Genomic DNA, 23,280 nt, shown 5'->3' on the forward strand with positions numbered 1-23,280 from the left:
TTTCTATTGCTTCAAAAGGCAAGGTCAATTTTGCGAGCCAGCCATCAGAATTGCCTGATGGCTGGTTAAAAGGCAGGCGGTTAGCGATAGTTAACGATGACGGAGTTGCTCTGGACTTTCAGCGCCGGGATCAAACGTCCGCCGCCAGGAACTTCCCAGATAAAGCGCAGCGGCTCGATGGCAGACACGCCGTTAAACGCCTGAGTGGTACCATTTTCACCTTCTATTTCGGCACAGCGGGTCTGCGTACACAGGCGCACGCGCAACCCTGCGGGTGTTGGGCCAATCAGCTTGTAATTCCAGGCCACCAGCGTCATCAGGCCGGTGGCAGATTCAGAAGGAGATAGCGGACGTGAAGACATCGCCTCACCACGATGATTGAGCGTAATCCCCATGCTGCTGGCCTGCCATGCCCCCTCGCCTGCGGCCTGCGCCGCCAGCGGGAAGAACAGTATCCATAGCCACTTATGCATTATTTACCTCCAATGGTCGCCGTCATGCGGATATGGCGGTTATCCGACAGCTCCATGTTCGACAGCACCACCAGCTGCGTCAGGCTGCGACGCAGGAAGCGTGACAACAGCGGACGCAGGGCATGGTTCACCAGCAGAACCGGTGGCGCACCCAGCATCTCCTGACGCGCCAGCGCTTCCTGAGTTTGTGCCAGCAGCCGGTCTGCCAGACCCGGTTCCAGACCGCCGCCCCCCTGCAAGGCCTGAAGCAGCAAGCGCTCCAGCGGAGTATCAAGGCCTATAACCTGTACTTCGCCTGTTCCCGGGAACCACTGTTGGGTAATAGCTCGTCCCAGCGCCACGCGAACCACCGCCGTCAGCTCATGCGGATCGCTTTGCAGCGGCGCATGTTCCGCCAGGGTTTCCAGAATAGTGCGCATATCACGGATAGGCACTTTCTCGTCGAGCAGATTTTGCAGTACTTTGTGCAGCGTGGTTAACGTCACTACGCCCGGTACCAGATCTTCGGTCAGTTTCGGCATCTCTTGCGTCACGCGGTCCAGAAGCTGCTGCGCTTCCTGGCGACCAAACAGTTCCGCCGAGAATTGGCCAATCAGATGGTTAAGATGGGTTGCCACGACGGTACTGGCTTCCACCACGGTATAACCCTGGATCTGCGCCTGCTCTTTCAGCGCGCTCTCGATCCAGATAGCGGCCAGACCAAAGGCCGGATCGATGGTTTGCTCGCCCGGCAGAGTCCCGGCAGCCGTGCCCGGGTTGATAGCCAGCCAGCGTCCCGGATAAGCATCACCGCTGCCAATTTCCACACCTTTCATCAGAATGCGGTAGCGCGCCGGCGGTAAATCCATGTTGTCGCGGATATGCACAACCGGAGGCAAAAAGCCCATCTCCTGCGCGAATTTCTTACGAATACTGCGAATACGCCCAAGCAGCTCGCCATCCTGCTGGAAATCCACCATCGGGATCAGGCGATAGCCCACTTCCATCCCCAGAGAATCTTCCAACTGAACATCGTTCCAGGTGGCTTCGACCGCCTGCGTATTCTCCTGTACTTTAACAGGCGCAGGCTCGGCCGCGGGTTTGGCTTCACGCCCGCGCATCCACCAGGCAAGGCCAAGCAGAGCGCCGGTAAACAGCAGGAATACCAGGTTTGGCATCCCCGGAACCAGACCGAGCAGCCCCAGCACCGCCGCAGCCAGCAGCATCACGCGCGGGTTGCTGAACAGCTGGCCAACCATCTGCTCGCCAACGTCCTGGTCTGTGCTGACGCGGGTAACGATAACACCCGCAGCGGTAGAGATAACCAGCGCCGGGATCTGTGCAACCAGGCCGTCACCGATGGTCAGCAGCGTATAGCTTTCCGCCGCGTGGCCCAGGTCCATGCCGTGTTGCAGTACACCGACCAGCAGGCCGCCCACCACGTTGATCACCATAATCAGGATGCCCGCGATAGCATCCCCGCGCACAAACTTACTCGCACCGTCCATTGAACCGTAGAAGTCAGCTTCCTGGGTCACTTCCGCACGGCGCTTTTTGGCTTCATCTTCAGCGATAAGACCCGCGTTAAGGTCGGCGTCGATCGCCATCTGCTTACCAGGCATCCCATCCAGCACGAAGCGCGCGCCGACTTCCGCGATACGCCCTGCACCTTTGGTGATAACCATAAAGTTGATGATAACGAGGATCACAAACACCACGATACCGATGGCAAAGTTACCGCCCACCAGGAAGTGACCGAAGGCTTCAACCACTTTACCCGCTGCCGCCGCACCGGTGTGCCCTTCCATCAGGATGATACGAGTGGAGGCCACGTTCAGCGCCAGACGCAGCAAGGTGGTAAACAGCAGAATGGTCGGGAACGCAGCAAATTCCAGCGTGCGCTGGGTAAACATCGCCACCAGCAGCACCATGATGGACAGTGCAATGTTGAATGTGAAAAGCAGATCGAGGATGAATGCCGGGAGCGGCAGTACCATCATCGACAAAATCAGCAGGATGAGAATCGGCCCGGCCAGAATCTGCCATTGCGTCGATTTCATGTTGCTCGGCAGGCGCAACATTGCCACCAGATTAGCCATCAGTGTCCTTCTCGTTCATAAAATCCAGCGCTTCTGGCACTGGAAGGTTTTCAGGTTTCACAGGTCGTTGACCGCCTGCTAAACGCCAGCGTTTCAATTGCCATACCCAGGCCAGCACTTCTGCCACTGCGGCGTAAAGCTGCCCCGGGATTTGTTGTCCGATTTCCGCATGGCGGTATAGGGCACGCGCCAGCGGCGGTGCTTCAAGAATGGGAACGCGGTTCTCCGTGCCGATCTCACGAATACGCAGCGCAATCAGCCCGGCCCCTTTCGCCACCACTTTTGGCGCGCTCATTTTGTTTTCGTCGTACTGCAACGCCACCGAGTAGTGTGTAGGGTTGGTGACAATGACATCGGCTTTTGGCACGTCTTCCATCATGCGACGGCGGGCGGCAGCGCGCTGCATCTGGCGAATACGCCCCTTCACATGCGGGTCACCTTCCATCTGCTTGTATTCATCACGAATATCCTGACGTGACATGCGCAGTTTCTTGAAGTGGCTGTACAACTGGAAGATTACGTCGAAGCCCACCATCGGGATAATGCTCAGCACCACCAGCAGCGTACAAAGCCCAACCAGGTTCATGGCGTTGCTCATGGCGGTGAGCGGCGATTCGCTGATAAGGCGCATCATTTCCGGCCAGTTGTGCAAAAGATAAAAACCCGCCGCGCTACCCATCAGCGTGGATTTCAGAATCGCTTTCACCAGCTCTGCGCCGGTCTGGGCAGAAAACAGACGGGCGATGCCCGGCAGCGGATTAAGCTTGGAAAATTTAGGTTGCAGCGATTTGGCGCTGAACACCAGGCCACCCAGCATAACGGGCGAGACGATAGCCACCAGTACCACGCCGGTTATCAGCGGTAGCAAGGCAATCATCGCGCCTTTGATGAGCAGAATGATTTGGCTGAGAATAAGGTTCGGATCGTTGACCATGCTGTGGTCAAAACGTAATCCGGTAGAGAGCATTCCAGCCAGTCTTCGGGCGAGCGACTCCCCTCCCAGCCAGATAATACAAACACCCACCACTAAAATAAGCAGGGATGTCAGTTCTCTGGAGCGGGGGATCTGCCCTTCCTCACGTGCTTTTTCAAGTCGGTGGGGTGTGGGGGCTTCCGTTTTGTCGTCGTTTTCTTCTGACACTGTACGTGCTCGCAGCCCATTAAGTCACGGGTATCATGCCAGAGCTCAGGGCAATCAATGGCTGGAAAAGGCTCTATAACTCACCGTTTTTACCTGGTTTACTTTCCACAAGGCTTTTTCAACGCCGCTTCATTTTTCAGAAAAATGCCCAAATGTATTATTCGTTAACAACATTTGTTAAATCCTTACGCGTTTCAAAACTCATTACTACAACTCATAAACAAGAAATTTACGGCAATCGCCGCAGCTCGCAGAAATATCCGTTACATGACAGAATTACATTCCTTAATTTTATATAATCAAAGACAAAGATCATTTTGATCAATTAAACAAAAAAATTCACCAAAGATATACCTTGTTTTTTTCAAGGTTGTTTTAATTTTGCCTGTCTTTTCAGCGCAAAATAAGGGTGTATACTCCCCATGGAATCAATGCCACCATTACCAAACTTTCTAATATTCAACGAAGAGATGTATTATTTATTAAAGGACACTATTGATGAAACTTACCAAAACAATGGTAGCCAGTTTTATTCTTAGCTTCGTTTCTGTTAGCGCCATTGCTGCTGAAATGAATGCAGGGACAATTCACTTTACCGGGCAAATTATTGAACCAAGTTGCACGATTGAAGGTGATAATGGCACAGACAGCACTGTACCGTTGGGGACGTATCCAAACTCATTATTTACTGAGGTGGGTAAAGAAAGCGAATTGATCCCTTTTAGTATCACACTCTCAGACTGCCCGGTCAAAAGTGATGGTCTGCCAGCAGTACAACTAACGTTTAACGGTAGCACTACCGTCACAGGTTCAACGATCTTGCTGGACGTCAGTAAAATCACTACAGATGGTGAAACTGCCGCGACTGGCATTGGTATTGCCGTGAGCCCGACTAATGACAATCTCGACTATATTGCCTTCGATGGTAGCGAAAATCAGGCGCGCATTACGCTCCCTACGATAAAAGGAGATCAGGTTCATGCTGATTTCAATGCGCGTTATAAATCCTTTGCTGCTAATGTCGAACCAGGCCCGGCCGATGCCGATATGACAATCAATATTCTTTACCGTTAACAGGGTGTATCAAACATTCATCAATTCAATTTTTAACTAAAAAGCACCCCCTGAGAAGACTAAATAGAATAGTCCGGATAACCCCGGATTATTCTATTTTATTTTAAAACCACGAACAGCAGGCTGACCATGCGTAAATTGTCGCAAGCATTTATCTATCTCTCGCTAATAATGCCCACGTTGAGCCATGCAGCTGGTGTCCAGATTGGCCGCACACGTATTATTTACAATGCCGAAAAAAAAGAGATAGCCCTTCCGCTCGTCAATAAAGATAACGCCCTTCCCTGGCTCATCCAGTCCTGGACGGACACCGGTGACGAGACAACGCGTGGCCCCTTTATTGTCACCCCTCCGCTTTTCCGCCTGGATGCACAAAAAGAGCAAAGCCTTCGTATCGCCTGGAATGGTTCTTCGCTCCCTGAAGACCGCGAGTCGTTGTTTTATATGAACATCCGCACCATCCCTGCCACCGCCAAAGAGGACAGCGATAAAAACATGCTGCGTCTTATTTATAAGACCCGCCTGAAGTTGTTCTGGCGCCCTTCAGGGCTTAAAGGGACACCCGGTGACACCTGTAAAAATCTGCATTTCCGTCAGGAAATAAGTGACGTGATAGTCATAAACGATGGCGCATTTTACAGCGTTTTTGACAGCCTACAGTTCGGAAATACCCCGCTACCGAAGGCCGATATGGTTGCGCCTTTTTCTCGCATTGCGGTCCCTCTTCCGGCGAAGGCTTCAGGCACTCAGATTAGCTGGCGTTGTATTACTGATTACGGAAATGCATCGGAAAAATACACATCCACAATGATTCAGGGATAAATCAACAAAATGACGAATGGACTATGTCAGTTACCTGGCAAACGGAAAAACACATTCGCCTCGCTGATACAGTGTTTTAGCGGCGTTTTACTGATGGCCTCCACGCCCCTTCTCGCACGGGAATACCATTTTTCGCCCTCTTCTCTGGAGGGAAGTGCGCTGGCGCAGCAGGACATCGATCTGTCGCTGTTCTCGAAACCCAACGCTCAGCCCCCTGGACATTATTCATCCCATATTGTCATCAATAAAACGCGGATGCGCGATGCCGACATACATTATGTGAATAGCCCAACAGGCGAGCTGATCGCAGAGATCACGCCGGATATGCTGCGTCAGTGGGGGGTGAATGTCGATATGTACCCGAAACTTGCAAGCTATGGTGCCCGGACTCCGCTCGATAAGCCTCTTGGCGATTTTATTCCCTTCGCCTCCTCCGCGCTTGATTTCAGCAAAATGACGTTGAACCTTAGCTTTCCGCAGGCGGGCCTGGTCAGCAATGCCGAGGATTATATTGATCCATCAAGGTGGAACGACGGTGTGCCGGTCATATTCTCGGATTATGCCTTTTCGGGTACCCGGCATAATGACGACGCGCAGAAAACGACCACCAGTCAGTACCTCAATCTGCGCAGCGGTGCCAATCTTGGTGGCTGGCGACTACGTAACTACTCGACCTGGAGCAAAACGCAGGACGCCGCTCACTGGAGCACCATTAACACCTATATTCAGCATGATATTGATGCCCTGAAAGCACAATTCACCGCCGGTGAAAACAGTACCCGGGGAGAAGTATTTGACAGCCTCCAGTATAGCGGGGTGAATATTGCCTCTGACGAAGAGATGCTGCCCTATAGCCTGCGAGGTTATGCCCCCATCATTCGTGGAATAGCCAGTTCCAGTGCCGAGGTGTCCGTTCGCCAGAACGGCTATCTCATCTACCAACAGAGCGTCGCGCCGGGGGCATTTGAGATACACGACCTCTACTCGACGACCAACAGCGGTGATCTTGAGGTCACGGTGAAAGAAGCCGACGGCAGTGAGCACCACTTTACCCAGCCCTACTCCAGCATCGCCGTGATGCAGCGCCCTGGCCATCTGAAGTATGAAGTGACCGCTGCACGCTACCGGGCCGACAGTGGTAGCGGTCAAAAAGAACCCACATTTGTGCAGGGCAGTGCCATCTATGGTCTGAACAATATCATGACCTTGTTTGGCGGCGTCACCGCGTCTGAGGACTATCAGGCGGTTAACAGTGGCGCGGGTATTGCGCTAGGCGCACTGGGTTCACTTTCAGCGGACGTGACGGTGGCCAAAACCCGGCTGGATAATAACGAAGAAAGCACCGGGCAATCTTACCGCCTGCTCTACACGGGGAAAGTCGATGCCACAGAGACCAACTTCACGCTCGGCAGTTATCGCTACTCCACGGCGGGCTATTACAGTTTTGCTGACGCCAACCAGCAGTATGCGGGTAATGAAAACGACTGGCTGTATCAGTACAACAAGCGCAGCCGTCTCCAGGCCAGTATCAGCCAGAGCCTGTTTGGCAGCAGTGTTTACCTGAATGGCTACCAACAGGATTACTGGGGAAGCTCGCGTAAAGAGCGCAATCTTTCCGCTGGCGTAAACACCGTCGTAGACGGGGTCAGTCTGCACATGGCGTATACCTACAGTAAAGCCAGCAACGATAGCAGCGACCGCATGTTCTCCTTCGGCTTCAGCGTTCCGCTCAGCAAATGGCTGCCGCGAGCGTGGAGCAGTTACTCTTTAAGCAACAGTAAAAAGGGTTACACGCGACAAAACCTGGGTATCAGCGGAACCCTGCTGGATGATGAACGGCTGAGCTATTCGTTGCAACAGAGCCATGCCAACCACGACGCGGAGGATAGCAGTAGCCTCTACGGTAGTTATCGTTCGCAGTACGCCAATCTCAATGCGGGGTATTACTACTCCTCGGATAACAGCCAACAACTCAGTTACGGTGCCAGCGGCGCGATCGTGGCCCATCCAAATGGGATCACGCTTGCTCAGCCATTAGGCGATCAGTTTGCCATCGTCAGTGCGTCCGGGGCGGCGGGAGTTCGCTTTAAGAATCAGCGGGGAGTTCGAACCGACTGGCAGGGAAATGCCGTGATCCCCTCACTCACGCCTTATCAGGAAAACCGCATTCGCATCGATACCACCAGCCTGCCGCGAGATGTCGATACCAGCGATACCTCCATCACCGTGGTGCCTTCGCGCAATGCCGCCGTGGCCGCGAGCTTTGACGCCCATGTTGGTTACCGCGCCCTTATCACGCTTATCCGCCAGGACGGAAGAAACGTCCCCTTCGGTGCGATAGCGACGGAGAAAACGTCCGGTATGACCGGAATTGTCGACGATACGGGCACGCTCTACCTGGCAGGGATAAGCAAAAATGCTGAGCTCGATATCGTCTGGGGAGACACCAGCGATCAACGCTGCACGGCATCTATCATGCTTACCGATTTGCAAAATTCAAACAACCCCACAGGGATCCGCCAGGCCCGCGTAATATGTCAGCAGGAAAAACCGCATGATCAATAAACGCCAGAAATCTGTTTTGACGCTGCTTCAGGTCGTCCTGTACGCCTTCGCCTTCCCCGTTACAGGACAAGCCGCCACGGCATTAAATAATTGCTTCACGGCCCCTCAGGATTATCAGGTCTCCTATAGCCGCGAGCTCTCCACCACGGACAACGTTGTGGGTAATGCGATCAATTATAACGAGCACCTTGTCGGTAGCGGTGCCGAAATGGAGGCTAACTGTAGCTGCCCAAAAGATATGGAGGAAAGTACGACGATCATGGAGTTGACGCTTGCCGGCAGCCCTTTGAGCCCAGGAGCCAGCGGCTATGGTTATCTTACGGACTCACTGGATATTCACGTGTCTGGCTACAACGATGCGATTAACTCGCCTGATGGTGAAAATTTAACCAAACTCGATATCAACGAGTACCCTTCGTCACTCTCGTCGATGGATAAATGGATCGAAAAGATAAAAACAACCGAGGGCACCGCCAGCGTTTGCAGTGAAAGCACTCGCCCTGAAAGCACGCCCCCCGTGAAACGGCAGTTCAGATGGAATGTCATTGTGGCGCGCTTTCTGGTCAAAAAAACCATTCTGGGAGAAGCCATCATTCCCCCCACTATCGTGGTGCAAAACTATGCCTGTCTCTACTACGGCTCCGGCAGCTGTGACCCAACCAACGCAGAGCAGGTATCAAATATCTGGTTGAGCGGTTCGCTTACTGCCCCATTAAGCTGCACGATAAACGAGGGAAGCACCATTGAGGTTGATTTTGGCGACCTGGTCTCAAGCCAGTTTGTCACCAGGGGGCAACAGCCCAAAGGCTTTACGCTTAAAGATGTCGACATTTCGTATCAGTGCGGCACTAACACTATAGGTAAAAATGACAGGATTAAACTCACACTGCTTGCCGATCAGGGGGTCGTGGACAGCAGCAATCCCGTTATCGCGAAAATGATCGGCAGGGATGATATTGGCGTCAGGGTGCTTGATGAACAGAGCCAGGATATTGCGCTGGACGGCAGTTATGAATTTCCCGTCACGGTAGATGAAGAAGGAAAAGGGGTGATTCACGTTAAGGCCACGCCGGTCAGCACCACCAGTGCAACACCTGAATCCGGGAGCTTCGAGGGTAACGTAACGGTAAAAATGGATTTACGTTAGGCAACATCCCCTCAGGTTGCACAAACAACCTGAGGGGAACAGCACTATCAGAAACCAAGGCTGTCCAGCAGATCGTCCACCTGATCCTGGCTTGCCACAACGCCCGCTTTGGTCGCGTCGAGCTGTGGGCCATTGAGCAGGCTTTCGTTCTCGCGTTTCGGACGCGCAGCCGGTTCCGGGATGTTTTCCAGCAGGACCATCAGCAGCTGACGCTCAATCTCCTGAATCACATCCATCATGCGCTTGATAACCTGACCGGTCAGGTCCTGGAAATCCTGCGCCATCATGATGTCCAGCAATTGTGCGTTGGTGAAACTGGTGTGGCCCGGCACATCCCCCAGGAACTGACGGGTATCGGTCACCAGTTCACGGGCATCCGCCAGCTCGATTGGGTTTTCGAACCACTCGTCCCAGCGCTTGGTCAGGGATTTCGCGCCCTTCTCCATTGCGTCCTGATGCGGCTGTGACGCTTCAACGCTGTTCAGCGCACGTTCAGCCGCCTGAGCAGTCATCTGCACAACATAGTCCAGACGATCGCGCGCATCCGGAATCGCTTCCGCCGCTTCAGCAATGGCCTGATCCAGCCCTAATTCGCGCAGGCTGTCACGCAACATGCGCGTCAGGCTACCAATGCGGGCAATAATGTCGCTCGGTGAATGTTCTTCAACGGGTTTCATAGCAGGTTGCAACATATCCATCACCTCACATGCCGAGTTTCTCGAAGATCTTACCGAGCTTCTCTTCCAGGGTTGCAGCGGTGAATGGCTTCACCACATAGCCGCTTGCGCCCGCCTGTGCTGCTGCAATGATGTTCTCTTTCTTCGCTTCTGCGGTCACCATCAGAACCGGCAAAGAGGCCATACCCGCATCTGCACGAATGGTTTTCAGCAGTTCCAGACCGTCCATGTTAGGCATGTTCCAGTCAGAAATCACAAAACCAAATCCGCCTGCCTGAAGTTTGTTCAGAGCGTCCACGCCATCTTCTGCTTCTTCAACATTGTTGAAGCCCAGTTCTTTAAGCAGGTTGCGCACGATACGACGCATGGTGGAAAAGTCATCCACAACCAAAAACTTAAGCTCTTTATCCGCCATAAAATAATACTCCTGAGTCAAATACGTATTGCCTGTCCGGCACTGATTTTCGCCAGCATCTGCTGGCTTACCTGGCTAAGATCGACCACTTCGCTCACGCCACCCATATTGATGGCCTCGCGCGGCATGCCGAACACCACACAACTTGCTTCATTCTGCGCAATCGTCCAGGCGCCAGCCTGGTGCATCGCTAACATTCCGGCGGCCCCATCGTTGCCCATCCCCGTCAGGATCACCCCAACGGCGTTGCGCCCCGCATGTTTCGCCACCGAATGAAACAGCACATCCACCGACGGACGGTGCCGGTTAACCGGCGGCCCGTCATGAATTTTGATTTGATAGTTCGCGCCACTGCGCGCCAGCTCCATATGCTTGTCGCCCGGTGCGATATACGCGTGCCCCGGAAGAACACGTTCGCCGTCTTCCGCCTCTTTCACGCTTATCTGGCACAGTTTGTTCAGACGTTCCGCGAACGAACGGGTGAATCCTGGCGGCATATGCTGCGTAATAAGAATACCTGGGCTTGAAAGTGGCAATGGCTGGAGTACATGGCGAATTGCCTCTGTTCCCCCGGTTGACGCACCAATCACCAGCAGTTTTTCCGAGCTGAGTAACGGACCTGCTTTCAGTGTTGCCGGCGCGGCGGTCGGCTTATGAGCCGCCAGCTTCGCGCGCGACGCGGTGCGGATCTTCTCGGCAATCATCTCGCTGTAGGCCAGCATCCCTTCACGGATACCCAGTTGAGGTTTGGTGACAAAATCCACCGCCCCCAACTCCAGCGCACGCAGCGTGATTTCAGACCCTTTCCCGGTCAGGGATGACACCATCACCACCGGCATCGGGCGCAGACGCATTAATTTTTCCAGAAAATCGATGCCATCCATGCGCGGCATTTCGACATCCAGCGTTAGCACGTCGGGGTTATATTTTTTGATTAAATCCCGCGCAACTAACGGATCAGGCGCTGTTGCCACCATCTCCATATCGCTGTGGCTATTGATAATTTCAGTCATGATCTGGCGCATCAGCGCCGAATCATCGACAGACAACACCCTGATTTTACTCATGCTTTTTCCTTACTCAGCGCATATACCGTTTGCCCACGCAGGCTAAACTCGCGCACGAGGTTGCTAAAGTTTTCCGAGTGCCCGGCAAACAGTAAACCGTCAGGCTTGAGCAACGGAACAAAGCGACGCAGAATGTCCTGTTGCGTCGCTTTATCAAAATAAATCATCACGTTACGGCAAAAAATGGCATCAAACGGCCCCGGAACGTTGTACTGCTTATCCAGCAGGTTTACAGAGGTGAATTCCACGCAGTTCGCCAGCTCCTGGCGTACGCGCACCAGCCCTTCATGCGGGCCCGTACCGCGCATGAAGTAACGCTGAAGCTGCTGAGGCGAGAGCGTCTTCAGTTCATCCTGGCGATAGACCCCGTTACGCGCTTTTTCCAGCACTTCGGTGTCGATATCACTGGCGAACACTTTCCAGCGCCCAGGCGCCATCCCCAGCGTGTCCGCCAGCGTGATCGCCAGCGAGTACGGCTCTTCCCCGGTTGAGGCTGCCGCACTCCAGACGCGATACTCCCCGCTACGACGCCGCGCATGATCCGCCAGCACCGGGAAATGGTGCCCTTCACGGAAAAACGCGGTCAGGTTGGTGGTTAACGAATTAATAAATGCCTGCCATTCCGCGCTGTTCTGGTTCGCTTCGAGCATACTCAGATAGCGGCCAAAATCATCCAGCCCGAGGGTGCGCAAGCGCCGCACCAGCCGGTTGTAAACCATGTCTCGCTTATGATCGGCAAGCACGATCCCCGCACGCTGGTAGATTAACTGACATATCCGACGAAAATGCGCGTCGGACAGCGCGAGGCGCTGTGTCATCTGTAACAGTAATGACGTTTGCCCTGAGGGCATTGGTGATGTCATAGCGCCTTCTTAATCACATTCAGGTTCCAACTGGCACGGCCTGCGACCGCCCGACTTCTGTTACTGCTTCAACGTGCTCTTTTACATTAAATACCGCGACCAGCCCGGTCAGGTGATCGGCCTGGCTCGCCAGCTGATCGGTTGCCGCGGCTGCCTCTTCCACCAGCGAAGCGTTCTGCTGTGTCACCTGATCCATCTGGCTGACCGCCTGGGCTACCTGCTCGATCCCGCGACGTTGTTCATCTGATGCGGAGGCGATTTCGCCCATGATGTCGTTAACCCGGGTCACTGAGGTGACAATTTCGGTCATCGTTTTTGCTGCCGTATCCACCAACGCAGAGCCTTGCTCAACGCGAGACACCGACTCTTCAATCAGCACCTTAATTTCTTTTGCCGCGTTAGCGCTGCGGCTTGCCAGGTTACGGACTTCACCGGCGACGACCGCAAATCCGCGCCCCTGTTCCCCTGCTCGCGCTGCCTCAACGGCGGCGTTCAGGGCCAGAATGTTGGTCTGGAAGGCAATACCGTCAATCACGCTGATAATGTCGCCAATTTTCTGTGAACTGGCGGCTATCTCATGCATAGTGCTGGCAACGTGAGTCGCCTGGTCGCCCCCTTTCTTCGCCGTTTGCGCGGCCTGTTTCGACAGATCCGATGCCTGACGCGCGTTATCGGCGTTCTGGCTTACCGTCGCCGTCAGTTGCTCCATGCTGGCCGCTGTTTGTGCCAGCGAGGCCGCCTGCTGCTCGGTTCTGGAAGAGAGATCGTTATTGCCTGCCGCAATTTCAGATATCCCGGTGTGCATGGCATAACTGCCCTGACGCACATCGGTCACCGTTTCACGCAGTGATCCCTGCATCGCCTTCAGGCTGGCGAAAATAGCCGAAATCTCGTTCTTACCGTAAACCGCCACCGGGCGCGCCAGGTTACCCTTCGCAATGCTGTCGAAATGGCTGCTGATGATCGCCAGCGGCTGCACAATCATCCTGCGCGACCAGAACAGCGCGCCCCCGGTCAGCAAGGCCGCCAGAATCACCACTACGGCAAAAATCACGCCGGACATGTGGTAGCTGGTGCGGCTGTCTGCCCCTGCACGCTCAACAAACTGGTTGATGTCCTGCTGCCAGGCGTTAAAGCTGCCATCAAAGGCCGCCTGCGATTCCTGCACCGGCGCGGTCATAAAATCAGAGAGCTGGTTGTTCTCAAGCCAGGTCGCCTGGTGATCCAGATCGCTGTGCCACTGATCAAAGTTCTTCTTCATGGCGACTTTCAGCGCCTTGCCTTTCTCGCTGACAGCCTCCTGAGACACGAAGGCTTTAAACTGCGCATCAGCCTGTTTGAGGCTGTCACGCGCGGTTGCCATCAGCGCCTTGATGTCATCCGGCGGATAACTTAACGCGGTTAAGGTCCCTGCCTTGTTCAGCGCAGTGCTTGCCTGCAACAGCACGGCACGCGTTTGTGCCAGTGCGGAGCGCTGTTGATTACTCGCCTCAACTTCCTGCAAATTCTGATAGCCATCGCGAAACGCCCAAAAAGACAACCCGTTACTGCCAACCTGCAACACACCGCAAAGGATCAGAATCAAAAACAGTGTGGTCGAGATACGAATACGATTTAACATCCACGCTCCCATTAAGCGGCAAGCAGCCGCGGTTTAAAGTTCAGTCAAAATGTTTCCCAGTTTTCATCTTGTCCGGTCGTCACGGTGCGGGTGCGAGCCGCTGCCGGGGCAGTCGCTGACTCACTGTGCATTGCACGCGCGTTGACCGTATTTGTCGTTTTTGAAGCAAGACGGAACGCCGAGACGGCCATCTTCAGACGGCTCGCCTGGTCTTCCAGTGCAGCCGCCGCCGTTGCGGACTCCTGCACCAGCGCGGCGTTTTGTTGTGTCACGCGATCCATTTCAGATACCGCCAAGGCGACCTGGTCAATACCACGACTCTGCTCATCCGATGCAGAGGCGATTTCACCCATGATGTCCGTTACGCGGGTAACAGCATTAACGATGTCATTCATGGTTTCCCCTGCGCTTTCCACCAGCACGGAGCCGGTATCCACACGGGAAACGGAATCTTCAATCAGCGCTTTAATCTCTTTCGCCGCGTTAGCACTGCGGCTTGCCAGGTTACGCACTTCACCGGCCACTACCGCAAACCCACGGCCCTGTTCACCAGCGCGAGCGGCTTCAACCGCGGCGTTCAGCGCCAGGATGTTGGTCTGGAAGGCAATACCATCGATAACGCTGATGATGTCGGCGATTTTCTTCGAGCTGTCGGCGATTTCATGCATGGTTTTCACCACGCCATCCACCACACGGCCACCGCGCTGAGCGGTGTCAGAGGCGCTTTCGGCAAGCTGAGAAGCCTGACGGGCGTTGTCCGCATTCTGCTTCACGGTCGCCGTTAGCTCTTCCATGCTGGCGGCCGTCTCTTCCAGCGCCGAAGCCTGCTGTTCGGTACGTGAAGAGAGATCGTTGTTGCCCATCGCAATTTCGCTGGTTCCGGTATAAATGGCATCCGATCCCTGACGCACATTGGTCACAGTATCAATCAGCGAGCGCTGCATATGGTCAACGGAGTTCGCCAGCTCCGTGATTTCATTACGCCCGGACACGGTGAGCGTTTTGGTCAGGTCACCGCTGGCGATTTCACGGATATGGGCAATCACGCGGCCCAGCGGATTCAGCAGAATATGGCGAATGCCGTACCACACGCCAACCAGCACAATCACCAGCGCCAGCGCCAGAACAGCCATCTGCCATTTGGCGAAGCGGTAGTCGTTCTGACTTTCGGTAAAGGAGGTGTGATACAGATCATTGCTGGCTTTGGCGTATTCACCCAACGCTGCGCCGAGGGCGTTTTGCATTCCCTGGGTTGGCTGCGCGAAGTAGGCATCCATGTTGCCGCTTTCCAGGAACTGAATCAGCTCCGTCAGGCCCGCGAAGTAGGCCGTGTATTTTTCATCAATGTTGCTGCTCACCTGCTCCATGGCAGGCTGCGGGGCAATTTTCTTGAAGGCGTCGTAGTGTTTCGCGGCATCGGCAAGCGTTGCGCGGGCATTTTTCAGCAGATCCGTTTTCGCGGTGCTCTGCTGGTTATTAGGATCCATCATCATGCGGGCAGAAGAGCGGCTCAGGTTAATGCGCGTTTGCAGCATCAAATCCCAGGTCGATGTCAGCTCGCTCTGTTGCAAACGCAGATCGTTTGATGCGGCAAAGCTATCCTGATTATTTTTTAACGACGAGAAAAAAAGCCCGCCCGAAATGAGCTGAAGAAGCGCGAAAATGACCAGCACCATCATAAGCATTGTGACAACGCGGATACGGTTCAACATACAACACCTTCTCATAGATTTATTAACGGTGTTATCGGCACTGACCACAGGAACTTTACATTTGCGAAAGGGAAAAGCGCCGTTAAAACGCCACATCGACAATCAGCGTGTCGCTGTAGGTTCCGGCAGGTGGGGTGGTCTGGTTGGTGAGCACTTTGGCCGTGTAGTTATAGGTGCGCAGCAGGCCGTCAGTGCTCAGTTGCGAAGAAGCTGAGCTGGCCCAGCGCTCGGTGCCGCTTCCGCCCCAGCGGTTGGTGGTGGCTTCTTTATAGATGTCGTAACTCATATAGTTACTGCCGTTAACCATACGGCGAACATTGTTCAGCGCGTTGGCACCATTGTTAATTCCTATGGTGTAAGTGCTGCCCTTGGTGCAGGTCACGGCGATGGCTTGTGAAATGGTAGGGAAATTTTGTACCAGCGGCGCGCTATTGAAGTTCACGTCCGGCGTGGTCATGGCGCTACAGTCGTTGGTCACGGTCATATTAAGCAAAATACTTGTCGTCGCCGTCCCGGTTTGCGGCGTAGTACATAGCCCCAGAATCCCCACAGAACAGACGTTGTAGTTAATGCTGAAGGTCAACAGCACCTGATACGGCCCGGCCGTGACGTTTTGCCCGGCCACGGTACGGAAATAGAGCGGGATGTTGTACTGCTTCGACCCCAGTAGCCCCAGCAGCGTGTTACCACTCCAGGTATAGGTTTTGCTGATTTGCACTTCGCTGTTGCTTGCACAGCCCGATAAACCACACAGCCGCGTGGGGATCACGTCGGTGATGGTTGCGTTGTCGGTGCGTTTCATCGTGGCGCGGCTGTTACCGGACACCGATGCCGAGGTGTAGCTCAGCGTCACCGAATCGTTAGTCAACAGATTGAGTACCGCATCGCAGGAAACCACCAGAGTGCCGGTGGTTTCCACCTCTCCGGTTCCGCTGAGGGAAAATGACCCGACATTACCAAAGGCGGCATTCACCGTACTGATGGTACAGGCCGCCCAGCTGCCGCCGGAAAAGAGCAGCATGATCACCAGCAGCAGGCGCTTCATGGCCCCTCCCGGCACACCAGTGGCCCGTAGGTTTGCAGCTTATGTTCCGGGTTTGCGCCAATGGTCAGCGTCGCCGTGCAGTGTTTTCCGTCCGGGGTGGTGATATCCAGCGGATTCACATCGCTGAGGTTCTCCAGCCAGGCAATGCCGTCATACCCCACCACCGCATTGCTGCGCGAGGCGCGTCGCACCTGGCTTCCCACCGGGATATCATGCCCCTGCGTATCATGCAGGATCACGCTTGCCACCCGCTCCTGCTCCATCGGAAAATCGACCAGATAGCCACTGTGACGGCGGATAGCCACCCGCCGCTCGGTCTCTTTCAGCCGGGTATCGGCAGGCAGATTCAGGGTATCAATACTGTAGCTTGCCGGATAATAGGCCGACACGCCGCTCACCAGCAGATAACCGTTGTTATTGGTTTTGCCGACCGGCTGGTTCTCATAGCTGACGGGTACATCCGGGTGGCCATCGGTGCTGATCACCACGAACGCATCATTGATTTTATTGGCGGCAAACAACTCGCCGTCCATCAGCACAATGGAGCCCATCGCCTCGCCCCACCAGGTCATCATGTCCTGTTCGCCGTAACCGCCGCCCTGCAATTCAATATTATTGTTGCGCCAGCCCAGCGTGCCTTGCTGATAGTTATTCGCCCTCGACTGATTAGCCCACGCCATATTCCAGCTAAACCCACCGTCGGAAGGCATGGAGTGGTTGTAGTTGATGCGCTGTGTGCTGCCTGCATCCGGCGTATTTTCAAAGGTGACGGCGGCGCTGTCACGTTCACCCAACGGCACCTGTAGCGAGAGCGCGACCGTCCAGTCACCCCGCTGTTGGTCGCGGCTGGCCGCCAGATAGATGCTGCTGGCCCCCCACAAATTGCGGCTCCAGGAGAGATTCAGCAGCTCCGTTTTCTGGTTATCAAAACTCTCAACACCAATCCAGGCCGCGCCAATATTGCCGTACTGCCCAAGGTTAAAGGTCAGAGAATACTGGTCAGTATTGCGGCTAAAACTGGCAATGGGATGGTTGTTTTCATCATAGACCGTCGGCTGGTCATACAGGGCCAGGTTGCCATAGCCGCGGCCGCGCCGGCTATGCTGGGTCGCCAGGCTAAACTCACTGGTGCTGTACTGATACCCCCAGTTGATTTGCCCGCCATCGTCCCCGCGCATCTGGCTGCGGGTATATGAGGTATTCACCACGCCAAAACGCCCGAGCTTCACTACCGTTCCTGCCCCGCCCAGCGCCAGCTCTTGCGCGGCTTCGGCGTGTCCTTCCAGCGTCAGCCAGTCGGTAAGACCATAGCGATACGATCCGCTGCCTGCCGCCGGGCCATAGTCGAAACTCTTAATTCCGTAATTTCGCCGCAGACTCCCGAGCGTCACCGCACCGTCGCTCAGACCTTGTTTGAGCACATCACTGGTGACATAAAACGGCAGCGTTGTGCTGACCTGTCGCCCCAGCGCATCAGTGGTCACCAGCACCGCATCCCCTGCACCGTTGATATAAGGCAGGTTAGTCAGGGTGAACGGCCCCGGCTGGAGCTGAGTCGAACCCGAACGATAGCCGTTGATAAACAGATCGACGGAGGTGGGCACGGCCGCTTCCCCCGAGAACTCCGGCAGCGGCCAGGTCACCAGATCCGGTCGCAGGGAGAAATCACGTCCGTAGCTTATCCCACCCATCCGCACGCTGCTGCTCCAGCTCAGGGCATCGCTTATCACATCCCCGGCGGTCCAGGTGGTTGCGTCGTCTTCGTTGGTCATCAACAGGGTGGTGTCATAGCGCACGTAACCTTCCTGTTGACCATTGTCCCCGGAGAAATTTTGCCGGGCGTAACCGGTAGATGAAAACGAGCCGTTTTCGTTGAAGTAACGGAATTCATGCCAGAGAGATGCCTGGCCGCCAATGTGGTCGGTGTGGTTGGTATAGAGATCGTAATTAAATAGCGCCCCCCGGCCATAGTGGGGTTTGCTCTGCGCCGCCATGCCGCTAAACGGCGTGACGCGGGATGAAACCCAGTCGCGAGGCACAGTTAACAACAGCCGCTGGGCAGCGCTGTCGTACTCCACGCGCACCTGTGAAAGCGTAGACAGATTGACGTCCCCATTCGGCACATGTTCAGGGGGAAGCCCGGCGCGCAGCAGATCGGCGCTGGAGATAAAATAAGCGCCATCGCGCTGCGTGACAGGCACCACCAGCCCGGTGTCGTAATGGTTCAGTACGAGAGCAAGCTGAAAAACGGCCTCACCGTTTATCGCCTGGGCTTGCGGTGGCGGTGGCAAACTGTCATCGCCAGGCTCGGCCCAGGTGCTGGTACTGACGCAGAGCAGGATAATCATCGCCGGTTTCAGTTGACGGGCGTCGACTGCCATTGCGTATCCCTGGCATTAATCTGTGCGCTCATCTGCTCTGGCTGGCGAATTCCCGCCGGGATCGGCCAGCTGCGGGTACTGCCTGGCAGCACGTAACCCAGCAATCCATCGGCAACCGTGCGTTTCTGCCCGCCCTGATCCAGAGTGACCTGACTCAGCCTGACGTGCACATCCCCCTGATTGCGCACCTCAAGCGCAGGATGCCCTGCTTCCTGCGTCACCCGCCAGCTCAGATTTTTGCTCTCCACCAGCGCATGATGCGCGCCCTCTTTTATAGTCGGGATCCCTTGCCCGTAGACAAAGAGCGGAATGGAGTAGCGCATCTGGAGTTTAAGGCCGATGGTCGGTTCGGCTTTGGCATCTGGCTGGGGAATTTCATCCACAATAATGCGGTAGGCTTGTTCGACGCCCATCGGGACAGCGCCTTGTTTGATCAAACGGATAAGCTGCTTACTACCTTTACCGATGGTGACAATCGGCGGACTAGCGACAACATCCTGCTGTGCGGTATAGCGTTCAAATCCCTCTTCCTGCTTCCAGCGCACAATGCGCACCTGCATGGTCGTCGCACTGTTGCCCTGATTCTGGATCCACAATTCTGTGGCTTTGGTCTCTGCCGAAAGCCACGGGTCGATGGGCCATAACAGAATGGTCGCCGCCGCCTGCGCCTGGCTCGTTGCAGCGGCGGTAACCCCCAATAAACTCACCAGACAAAGATGCCTGAATAATGGCTGCATCGATTTTCTCCCTTTATCACCATGACAACGTCACGACGAGTTGATCAGAATACGCACCAGCCGGGCTAAACCCGGTCAGGAGCGCCACACCGAAGAGCGGCAGTGAGATGTTGTTGCTGTTGGTATAGGTCACTGCGACTGCCTGGTTGACCCCAATCTCACTATTCGCGGCCAGCGAACTGCTGCTGTAGAGTCGATACGCCACAACATCGGTTCCGCCTGAACGTTTCATTCGCCGCACAGAAGCGTAATTCTGCCCGCTATCGATGCTCATACTCAGCGCCACGCCTGGCGTACAGGCAATGGACAATGCCCCGTTGGGCACAAAGCTGGTGCTGACCGGGGCGCTTTCCACCCCGGTATGTGTGCCAAAATCCAGCGTCCCCAAAATTCCACCGGTTCCGGAGGTGACCGAGCAGCCCGGCACAATGGTCGCACTGACCTTAAATGGCTGTGACGTCACCGCCCCGGCGATGGAAGCCAGCATCAGCCCCACAGCGAGGACAAAAAAAGGTTGCACGAAACCCTCTGCGCTTTTGCGCAGACATAACCAGAATGCCTTCATGGCTGGAACTAGTAGGTTACGCTGACGTTAATGGTGTCAGTGTAGGTTCCCGGGACAACCGTCACGCTGTTGCCGCCTCCGGTGATGCGTCCGTACAGGGTGTAACTGCTCACCCCGCCCGTCGTCGACGCTGCCGGTATCGACGCATTATTGGCGATGATGTTGTTAAAGCCGCTGTCGCTGTACAGGCTGTATGCCACACCCTGTGCCGCATTGGCGGTATTGATCAGGTAACGCGCAGGCGTTCCCGGTGTTCCGACAACGGTACCCGGTGCGGTGGAGTTGGTATTGCCGGTTATCGCTACCGTGAAGCTGGCGGTGGTACATTGGATCGTGAAGGCGTTACCGCCGCTGGCCCCGGTCAACTGGGTAGTCAGGGTGGAAAAGGTCGCAGGATGGGTCCCGAAATCCAGCGTCCCGAAGTTAATCCCATTTTGAGTGGGGGATCCGTTGATCAGACAACCGTTGGTCAGCGTCAGCGTCGCGCCGATGGTGCCGCTACTGGTTACTGCCTGCGCCTGCCAGGCGGTCGTTGCGATCAGCAGGGTGCCTGCAAATATCAAAAGGCGTTTTCTTTTCATTTCCCACCCTCCAGAAGATGTCGCCATTCGCTTGCTATATTTTATTGATACTGTTCAAGATGTTAGCCCCACTGAACAATCCCGAGAGGGGGTTACTGAGAATTTAGTTGATGGTTACCGCTTCAACCACCCTTGCCAGGGTACGTGCAACTTTTGCCGTATTGACAAGTTAGTTAATTAAAAAACAATCAGTTAACACGATTGAAAGGAATTAAACGCGTCGCATCCTAAGGATATATCCATAAAAACGTGATAAGCGTCACAATATATCGTCGCAGTATTAGCAACAAAATTAATAAAAATTAAAAAGCAGTTGTATCCCCCCTCGCTTTACGTCAATTTATGTGCCGAATATTTTCCTGCGCTGTAATAAAAAATCTATATGTATCGGCGTGGGGATGAATCTTAAGCGCATAGAGGGTCTTTTTTCGTGGCAAGTGCAAACAAACTCACACTCTTCATCGTGATATTCATGCTGGCGGGTATTCTTTCAGGGGCAGCCATTCACGAGTACGCATCACAAGATGTCATTACCGCCTGGGCGGATAACATCACGCTGCTGACCGATATTTTCCTGCGACTGATTAAAATGGTGATAGCGCCGTTGGTATTCAGTACGTTAACCGTCGGTATTATGAAGCTGGGCGAAACCTCAACCATTGGCCGCGTTGGCGGTAAAGCGATGGTGTGGTTTATCAGCTCCTCCGTGCTTTCTATTCTGGTGGGGCTGTTTATTGTCACCCTGGAACATCCGGGGAGCGGCCTGAACCTGGCTATCCCGACCGAAGCGGTTGATACCGGTCTGGCCGTTGGGGGGATGACGCTGAAAGCCTTCCTGTCCCACACCATTCCAACCAGTATTGCGGGTGCAATGGCGAACAACGAGATCCTGCAAATTGTGGTGTTCTCGATGTTCTTCGGTATTGGCGGTGCGTCGCTGGGTCAAAAATTCAATGCTCCGCTGGTTGCCGCGCTGGATGTCGTTTCTCACATCATGCTGAAGGTAACGGGCTACGTGATGTACGTTGCGCCACTGGCCATTTTCGCGGCCATCTCATCCGTTATTGCCACCCAGGGTCTGGGCATTCTGCTGAACTACGCATCATTTATCGGCGGTTACTATGTTGCCATCCTGCTCACCTGCATGGTGCTGCTGGCAGTAGGTTACATGGTGCTGAAAAAAGAGGTGTTTCGCCTGGTCAGCATGCTGAAAGATCCGGTGCTGGTCGCGTTTACCACCAGCAGCTCTGAAGCAGCATATCCAAAAACGCTGGAGCAGCTGGAGCGCTTTGGCTGTTCACGCAATATCGCCTCTTTCGTTCTGCCAATTGGTTATTCCTTTAACCTGGTGGGCTCGATGGTGTATTGCTCTTTCGCCTCGATGTTTATCGCCCAGGCGTACAACATCCATCTGAGTTTCTCCGAAGTCACGGTGCTGATGCTGACGCTGATGCTGGCCTCCAAAGGGATTGCGGGTGTTCCGCGTTCTTCCCTGGTGGTGCTGGCGGCGACCATTCCAAGCTTTAATATTCCGGTGGCGGGTATTCTGCTGCTGATGGGGATTGACCACTTCCTGGATATGGGTCGTTCCGCAATTAACGTGCTGGGTAACGGGATTGCGACGGCGATGCTGTCACAGAACGAAGGTGCGCGGGAAGCGGAAGCTGAGCTGGTAGAGCAGGAAGCTTAAGATGTAAAAAAGGTGAGGCCTGTTGCCCTCACCCTAACCCTCTCCCACAGGGAGAGGGAACAAACATTAAAAACGGCAACCTGAGTTGCCGTTTTGCATTTACCTACGCTACGTGACTCGCCGCGATATCCAGCAGCGCCATCTCATCGCTGTTCAGCAGCTTCTCGATATTCACCAGAATCAGCATACGCTCGCCGAGCGCACCCAGACCGGTCAGATATTCGGTAGACAGCGTTACCGCAAACTCCGGTGCAGGGCGGATTTGGTCGGAGGTCAGCGACAGCACATCAGACACGCCATCAACAACAATACCCACAACGCGCTGACCCAGATTCAGGACAATCACCACGGTGTTGTCATTGTAATCCACGTCGCCCTGGCTGAACTTCACGCGCAGGTCAACGATTGGCACAATCACACCGCGCAGGTTCGTCACGCCCTTGATAAAGGCTGGGGTGTTAGCAATACGGGTAACCTGATCGTAACCACGGATCTCCTGCACTTTAAGGATGTCGATTCCGTACTCTTCATCGCCTAAAGTGAAGACCAGGAACTCCTGTCCAGATGGCTCGCCCGCCAGTTTCGTTACATTACTCATACCGGTCATGTTATTACCTTTTTCTTAA

The 23,280-nt window shown here is 54.6% G+C and carries 20 protein-coding genes; 5 read left to right on the top strand and 15 right to left on the bottom strand.

Annotated elements, in window-relative coordinates:
* Window positions 1–80 precede the first annotated feature (80 nt).
* The 3 genes from F3J30_RS03440 to flhB are packed head-to-tail and all read right to left on the bottom strand — an operon-like array spanning window position 81 to window position 3,692.
* Window positions 81–473, bottom strand: coding sequence for a flagellar protein FlhE (locus F3J30_RS03440; RefSeq protein ID WP_166715861.1), 393 nt, complete (start codon window positions 471–473; stop codon window positions 81–83).
* Entirely contained in the window at window positions 473–2,551 is a 2,079-nt protein-coding gene (flhA, locus tag F3J30_RS03445; RefSeq protein ID WP_166715863.1) for a flagellar biosynthesis protein FlhA, read from the bottom strand. The genes F3J30_RS03440 and flhA overlap by 1 nt, the downstream gene beginning before the upstream one ends.
* The gene (flhB, locus tag F3J30_RS03450) at window positions 2,544–3,692 is read right to left on the bottom strand and encodes a flagellar biosynthesis protein FlhB (RefSeq protein ID WP_014070708.1); all 1,149 of its coding nucleotides are present in this window, start codon (window positions 3,690–3,692) and stop codon (window positions 2,544–2,546) included. Before flhB ends, flhA begins: the two co-directional genes overlap by 8 nt.
* Before the next feature lie 498 nt (window positions 3,693–4,190).
* Here flhB and F3J30_RS03455 point away from each other — a divergent pair, with 498 nt between their 5' ends.
* From F3J30_RS03455 to F3J30_RS03470, 4 genes are all read left to right on the top strand, one after another.
* Window positions 4,191–4,766, top strand: a complete 576-nt coding sequence (locus F3J30_RS03455) for a fimbrial protein (protein WP_166715865.1) — start codon at window positions 4,191–4,193, stop codon at window positions 4,764–4,766.
* A 129-nt stretch (window positions 4,767–4,895) separates the two neighbouring features.
* Window positions 4,896–5,588 carry a molecular chaperone gene (locus F3J30_RS03460; protein WP_166715868.1) on the top strand — a complete coding sequence of 231 codons (693 nt, stop codon included), beginning with the start codon at window positions 4,896–4,898 and terminating at the stop codon, window positions 5,586–5,588.
* Window positions 5,589–5,681: 93 nt separating this feature from the next.
* Window positions 5,682–8,153, top strand: a complete 2,472-nt coding sequence (locus tag F3J30_RS03465; RefSeq protein ID WP_247650488.1) for a fimbria/pilus outer membrane usher protein — start codon at window positions 5,682–5,684, stop codon at window positions 8,151–8,153.
* Window positions 8,143–9,300, top strand: a complete 1,158-nt coding sequence (locus F3J30_RS03470) for a fimbrial protein (protein ID WP_166715872.1) — start codon at window positions 8,143–8,145, stop codon at window positions 9,298–9,300. The genes F3J30_RS03465 and F3J30_RS03470 overlap by 11 nt, the downstream gene beginning before the upstream one ends.
* Before the next feature lie 47 nt (window positions 9,301–9,347).
* Here the strand turns inward: F3J30_RS03470 and cheZ are convergent, their stop codons facing one another.
* The 11 genes from cheZ to F3J30_RS03525 all read right to left on the bottom strand — a co-directional run bounded on the left by cheZ (window position 9,348) and on the right by F3J30_RS03525 (window position 20,964).
* Window positions 9,348–9,992 carry a protein phosphatase CheZ gene (gene cheZ, locus F3J30_RS03475; protein WP_014070709.1) on the bottom strand — a complete coding sequence of 215 codons (645 nt, stop codon included), beginning with the start codon at window positions 9,990–9,992 and terminating at the stop codon, window positions 9,348–9,350.
* A gap of 10 nt (window positions 9,993–10,002) precedes the next feature.
* Window positions 10,003–10,392: a chemotaxis response regulator CheY gene (cheY, locus tag F3J30_RS03480; RefSeq protein WP_000763862.1), complete on the bottom strand. Its 390-nt coding sequence runs from the start codon at window positions 10,390–10,392 to the stop codon at window positions 10,003–10,005.
* A gap of 17 nt (window positions 10,393–10,409) precedes the next feature.
* Window positions 10,410–11,459: a chemotaxis response regulator protein-glutamate methylesterase gene (locus F3J30_RS03485; protein ID WP_003859716.1), complete on the bottom strand. Its 1,050-nt coding sequence runs from the start codon at window positions 11,457–11,459 to the stop codon at window positions 10,410–10,412.
* The gene (cheR, locus tag F3J30_RS03490) at window positions 11,456–12,322 is read right to left on the bottom strand and encodes a protein-glutamate O-methyltransferase CheR (RefSeq protein WP_166715874.1); all 867 of its coding nucleotides are present in this window, start codon (window positions 12,320–12,322) and stop codon (window positions 11,456–11,458) included. The genes F3J30_RS03485 and cheR overlap by 4 nt, the downstream gene beginning before the upstream one ends.
* Window positions 12,323–12,341: 19 nt before the next feature.
* Window positions 12,342–13,943 carry a methyl-accepting chemotaxis protein IV gene (gene tap / locus F3J30_RS03495; protein WP_166715876.1) on the bottom strand — a complete coding sequence of 534 codons (1,602 nt, stop codon included), beginning with the start codon at window positions 13,941–13,943 and terminating at the stop codon, window positions 12,342–12,344.
* A gap of 44 nt (window positions 13,944–13,987) precedes the next feature.
* A complete protein-coding gene (gene tar / locus F3J30_RS03500; RefSeq protein ID WP_166715878.1) occupies window positions 13,988–15,655 on the bottom strand; it encodes a methyl-accepting chemotaxis protein II in 1,668 nt (555 codons plus the stop codon).
* 82 nt (window positions 15,656–15,737) lie between these two features.
* A complete protein-coding gene (locus tag F3J30_RS03505; RefSeq protein WP_014070713.1) occupies window positions 15,738–16,700 on the bottom strand; it encodes a spore coat U domain-containing protein in 963 nt (320 codons plus the stop codon).
* A complete protein-coding gene (locus tag F3J30_RS03510; protein ID WP_166715880.1) occupies window positions 16,697–19,081 on the bottom strand; it encodes a fimbria/pilus outer membrane usher protein in 2,385 nt (794 codons plus the stop codon). Before F3J30_RS03510 ends, F3J30_RS03505 begins: the two co-directional genes overlap by 4 nt.
* On the bottom strand, window positions 19,057–19,818 hold the full coding sequence (locus tag F3J30_RS03515) for a molecular chaperone (RefSeq protein ID WP_166715882.1): 762 nt from the start codon (window positions 19,816–19,818) through the stop codon (window positions 19,057–19,059). The genes F3J30_RS03510 and F3J30_RS03515 overlap by 25 nt, the downstream gene beginning before the upstream one ends.
* Before the next feature lie 16 nt (window positions 19,819–19,834).
* Complete coding sequence (locus F3J30_RS03520; RefSeq protein ID WP_166715885.1) at window positions 19,835–20,383, bottom strand: spore coat U domain-containing protein; 549 nt, start codon at window positions 20,381–20,383, stop codon at window positions 19,835–19,837.
* A gap of 8 nt (window positions 20,384–20,391) precedes the next feature.
* On the bottom strand, window positions 20,392–20,964 hold the full coding sequence (locus F3J30_RS03525; protein ID WP_166715887.1) for a spore coat protein U domain-containing protein: 573 nt from the start codon (window positions 20,962–20,964) through the stop codon (window positions 20,392–20,394).
* A gap of 430 nt (window positions 20,965–21,394) precedes the next feature.
* On the opposite strand from F3J30_RS03525, the gene F3J30_RS03530 reads away from it, so the two are divergent.
* The gene (locus F3J30_RS03530) at window positions 21,395–22,654 is read left to right on the top strand and encodes a dicarboxylate/amino acid:cation symporter (RefSeq protein WP_166715889.1); all 1,260 of its coding nucleotides are present in this window, start codon (window positions 21,395–21,397) and stop codon (window positions 22,652–22,654) included.
* Between the two features lie 103 nt (window positions 22,655–22,757).
* On the opposite strand, the gene cheW is transcribed toward F3J30_RS03530, so the two are convergent.
* Window positions 22,758–23,261, bottom strand: coding sequence for a chemotaxis protein CheW (gene cheW / locus F3J30_RS03535; protein ID WP_008500420.1), 504 nt, complete (start codon window positions 23,259–23,261; stop codon window positions 22,758–22,760).
* Between the last annotated feature and the right edge of the window lie 19 nt (window positions 23,262–23,280).

The sequence above is a fragment of the Enterobacter sp. Tr-810 genome (genome assembly GCF_011752765.1).
GTDB lineage: Bacteria > Pseudomonadota > Gammaproteobacteria > Enterobacterales > Enterobacteriaceae > Enterobacter > Enterobacter soli.

What these genes read in the sequence shown, in the direction of transcription:
- F3J30_RS03440 (WP_166715861.1), bottom strand. Translation starts at nt 473, where the DNA reads ATGCATAAGTGGCTATGGATACTGTTCTTCCCGCTGGCGGCGCAGGCC.
- flhA (WP_166715863.1), bottom strand. Translation starts at nt 2,551, where the DNA reads ATGGCTAATCTGGTGGCAATGTTGCGCCTGCCGAGCAACATGAAATCG.
- F3J30_RS03455 (WP_166715865.1), top strand. Translation starts at nt 4,191, where the DNA reads ATGAAACTTACCAAAACAATGGTAGCCAGTTTTATTCTTAGCTTCGTT.
- F3J30_RS03460 (WP_166715868.1), top strand. Translation starts at nt 4,896, where the DNA reads ATGCGTAAATTGTCGCAAGCATTTATCTATCTCTCGCTAATAATGCCC.
- F3J30_RS03465 (WP_247650488.1), top strand. Translation starts at nt 5,682, where the DNA reads ATGGCCTCCACGCCCCTTCTCGCACGGGAATACCATTTTTCGCCCTCT.
- F3J30_RS03470 (WP_166715872.1), top strand. Translation starts at nt 8,143, where the DNA reads ATGATCAATAAACGCCAGAAATCTGTTTTGACGCTGCTTCAGGTCGTC.
- cheZ (WP_014070709.1), bottom strand. Translation starts at nt 9,992, where the DNA reads ATGTTGCAACCTGCTATGAAACCCGTTGAAGAACATTCACCGAGCGAC.
- cheY (WP_000763862.1), bottom strand. Translation starts at nt 10,392, where the DNA reads ATGGCGGATAAAGAGCTTAAGTTTTTGGTTGTGGATGACTTTTCCACC.
- F3J30_RS03485 (WP_003859716.1), bottom strand. Translation starts at nt 11,459, where the DNA reads ATGAGTAAAATCAGGGTGTTGTCTGTCGATGATTCGGCGCTGATGCGC.
- cheR (WP_166715874.1), bottom strand. Translation starts at nt 12,322, where the DNA reads ATGACATCACCAATGCCCTCAGGGCAAACGTCATTACTGTTACAGATG.
- tap (WP_166715876.1), bottom strand. Translation starts at nt 13,943, where the DNA reads ATGTTAAATCGTATTCGTATCTCGACCACACTGTTTTTGATTCTGATC.
- tar (WP_166715878.1), bottom strand. Translation starts at nt 15,655, where the DNA reads ATGTTGAACCGTATCCGCGTTGTCACAATGCTTATGATGGTGCTGGTC.
- F3J30_RS03505 (WP_014070713.1), bottom strand. Translation starts at nt 16,700, where the DNA reads ATGAAGCGCCTGCTGCTGGTGATCATGCTGCTCTTTTCCGGCGGCAGC.
- F3J30_RS03510 (WP_166715880.1), bottom strand. Translation starts at nt 19,081, where the DNA reads ATGGCAGTCGACGCCCGTCAACTGAAACCGGCGATGATTATCCTGCTC.
- F3J30_RS03515 (WP_166715882.1), bottom strand. Translation starts at nt 19,818, where the DNA reads ATGCAGCCATTATTCAGGCATCTTTGTCTGGTGAGTTTATTGGGGGTT.
- F3J30_RS03520 (WP_166715885.1), bottom strand. Translation starts at nt 20,383, where the DNA reads ATGAAGGCATTCTGGTTATGTCTGCGCAAAAGCGCAGAGGGTTTCGTG.
- F3J30_RS03525 (WP_166715887.1), bottom strand. Translation starts at nt 20,964, where the DNA reads ATGAAAAGAAAACGCCTTTTGATATTTGCAGGCACCCTGCTGATCGCA.
- cheW (WP_008500420.1), bottom strand. Translation starts at nt 23,261, where the DNA reads ATGACCGGTATGAGTAATGTAACGAAACTGGCGGGCGAGCCATCTGGA.